This is a genomic window from Microcoleus sp. N3A4 (genome assembly GCF_036701805.1).
In the GTDB taxonomy this organism is placed as follows: domain Bacteria; phylum Cyanobacteriota; class Cyanobacteriia; order Cyanobacteriales; family Microcoleaceae; genus Microcoleus.
This window is the reverse complement of record NZ_JAUBRJ010000172.1, coordinates 1-1,695: the sequence shown is the minus strand read 5'-3', so window position 1 is coordinate 1,695 and position 1,695 is coordinate 1. Positions and strand designations below refer to the sequence as shown.

General features: G+C 50.4%; 3 protein-coding genes. All 3 read left to right on the top strand.

Features of this window, described 5'->3' with window-relative positions; translation table 11 throughout:
* The first annotated feature begins 32 nt into the window (after positions 1–32).
* Genes QUA56_RS36530 through QUA56_RS36520 form a run of 3 tightly spaced genes read left to right on the top strand, consistent with a single transcriptional unit; the run spans position 33 to position 1,353 of the window.
* Entirely contained in the window at positions 33–545 is a 513-nt protein-coding gene (locus QUA56_RS36530) for a hypothetical protein (protein WP_333368890.1), read from the top strand.
* The gene (locus QUA56_RS36525) at positions 545–808 is read left to right on the top strand and encodes a hypothetical protein (RefSeq protein ID WP_333368888.1); all 264 of its coding nucleotides are present in this window, start codon (positions 545–547) and stop codon (positions 806–808) included. Before QUA56_RS36530 ends, QUA56_RS36525 begins: the two co-directional genes overlap by 1 nt.
* A complete protein-coding gene (locus QUA56_RS36520) occupies positions 799–1,353 on the top strand; it encodes a hypothetical protein (protein WP_333368885.1) in 555 nt (184 codons plus the stop codon). The genes QUA56_RS36525 and QUA56_RS36520 overlap by 10 nt, the downstream gene beginning before the upstream one ends.
* The last annotated feature ends 342 nt before the right edge of the window (positions 1,354–1,695 follow it).

Genomic DNA, 1,695 nt, shown 5'->3' with positions numbered 1-1,695 from the left:
GTAGGCACATATATTTTTCCTACAGTGAATGTATGAAAATCCTTAGTCATCAAAGCCAGAACTGCGGAATGTGGGCTGGAAAACTTGCCACTGGCAACGACGGCAACCACAGCATTGATAAATCAAAAGTGCTGGCAGCTACCGACGCGGGGGTAATTACCCCGATGAATCCCGGCAACTTCGGGTCAATTCGTACAGCACCCGTTGTTCCGGCTCCGAGGTATTTTGAAAAAGAGGAAGCCAGCAGGCTCAAGGAGTTAGCAAAGGAAAAGACCCAAGGTGCAAGGCATAGCAAGAAGGCTTACAAGGCTCTTGGGGCAATTGAAGTAGCCGATGCCGTCGTTCACAAATCGCACCGCAAATACGAGGGTGTGGTTGCTGGGGAGGAACTCAAAAAAGTGCGCTCGAACGCCGGACTCGCAAAGAAGCTCCACGGACTCCGACCGGGATACGCAAAGCTTGGACTTGGAATAGATAAAGCTGAGAATTCAGCTCGGGAACGCATTGACGCTATCAAAGCCAAGCTTACAGCGGGGGTAAACTAATGCGAGCGATGTACTTGGCAAATTATTTTGTCGCCGGGTGCATCGCTTCCTCCCTTCTGGGATGGGTAGCGAGCTTGCATCCGATGGCTATGAGGGCGATCGCCTTTTTGGCAGCAGCAGCATTTATTTTGTGGGGTCTGTGCTGGCTCCTGGATTTTTCGGTGTCGGGCTGGCTCAAGATTTCCGTGCAGAATTTGCAGGCTTTGCTCTTGGCAAGTTTGGCGGCATTTGCGATCGGTGCGGGGGTGATTTTATGCAGCTAAAAATGTGGATTTTGTCTGGCAGCGCGATCGCTCTTTGGCTGACTCCCCTGGTCGCGCTCGACAAAAAAGTTAGCTGGCACAAATCAATCCAGGGCTTGAGCTTGTGTGGCGCTGTTGCCTGTGCGATCGGTGCTGGCAACATTGCTCGCAAACTGGCTGACGAAGCAGAGATTGAAGCCTTGAAACTCAGGGCGGTCAAAGCTGATGTAGAGGATGAAATCGCTACAGAAGTTTACGTAAGTCAGAAGCAACGGCAACAGGAAGCCGAGGCGATTTTAGCTTCCCCTGGTGCTGATGTGGAAGAGGCACGGCAAGCATTGGAAGCTATATATAGCGGTGACTTGCCGGAACCGGAAGTAGCTACCTTGGCTACCGTTTCCGAGCCAACTCCCCTAGATAAATCGCTGTATGCGGAAATCTGTAAGTCACGGGAAGCCGGCAAAACTAACACTTGGATTATTGAGAACATTCTCAAGATGAAGGGGAGAAAGTTCGCAGAGGGCAAGGCAAAATTACAAGCTTTGCTCAACCAATTTGAGAAATGAAATACCCTAAATTGCCTCGAAATCACCCTATCACTGAAACCCTTTCCCAGTCTGCGTTTCTCTCCAAGGACTCACTCGTCGTCCTATAGGACGATGTGGTAGAGACTGGTTAGGTAAACGAGGGTGATTTTCGAGGCAAAATTCGTCCAGAATTTCGGGCAAATTCAGCCCTCGCTCTCTGGAAAAACTCACTCGTCGTTATATTGTAACGACGCCGTAGAGACTGGCTAGCCAAATCCTTACCTGCCAAGCGTTTCCCGCCAAAAACCCACATTCCGCACCCCCAACTGGCACATAGGCGGATTGAGGGGGTAAAAGTGAATCATCCGAGACAGTCATGAG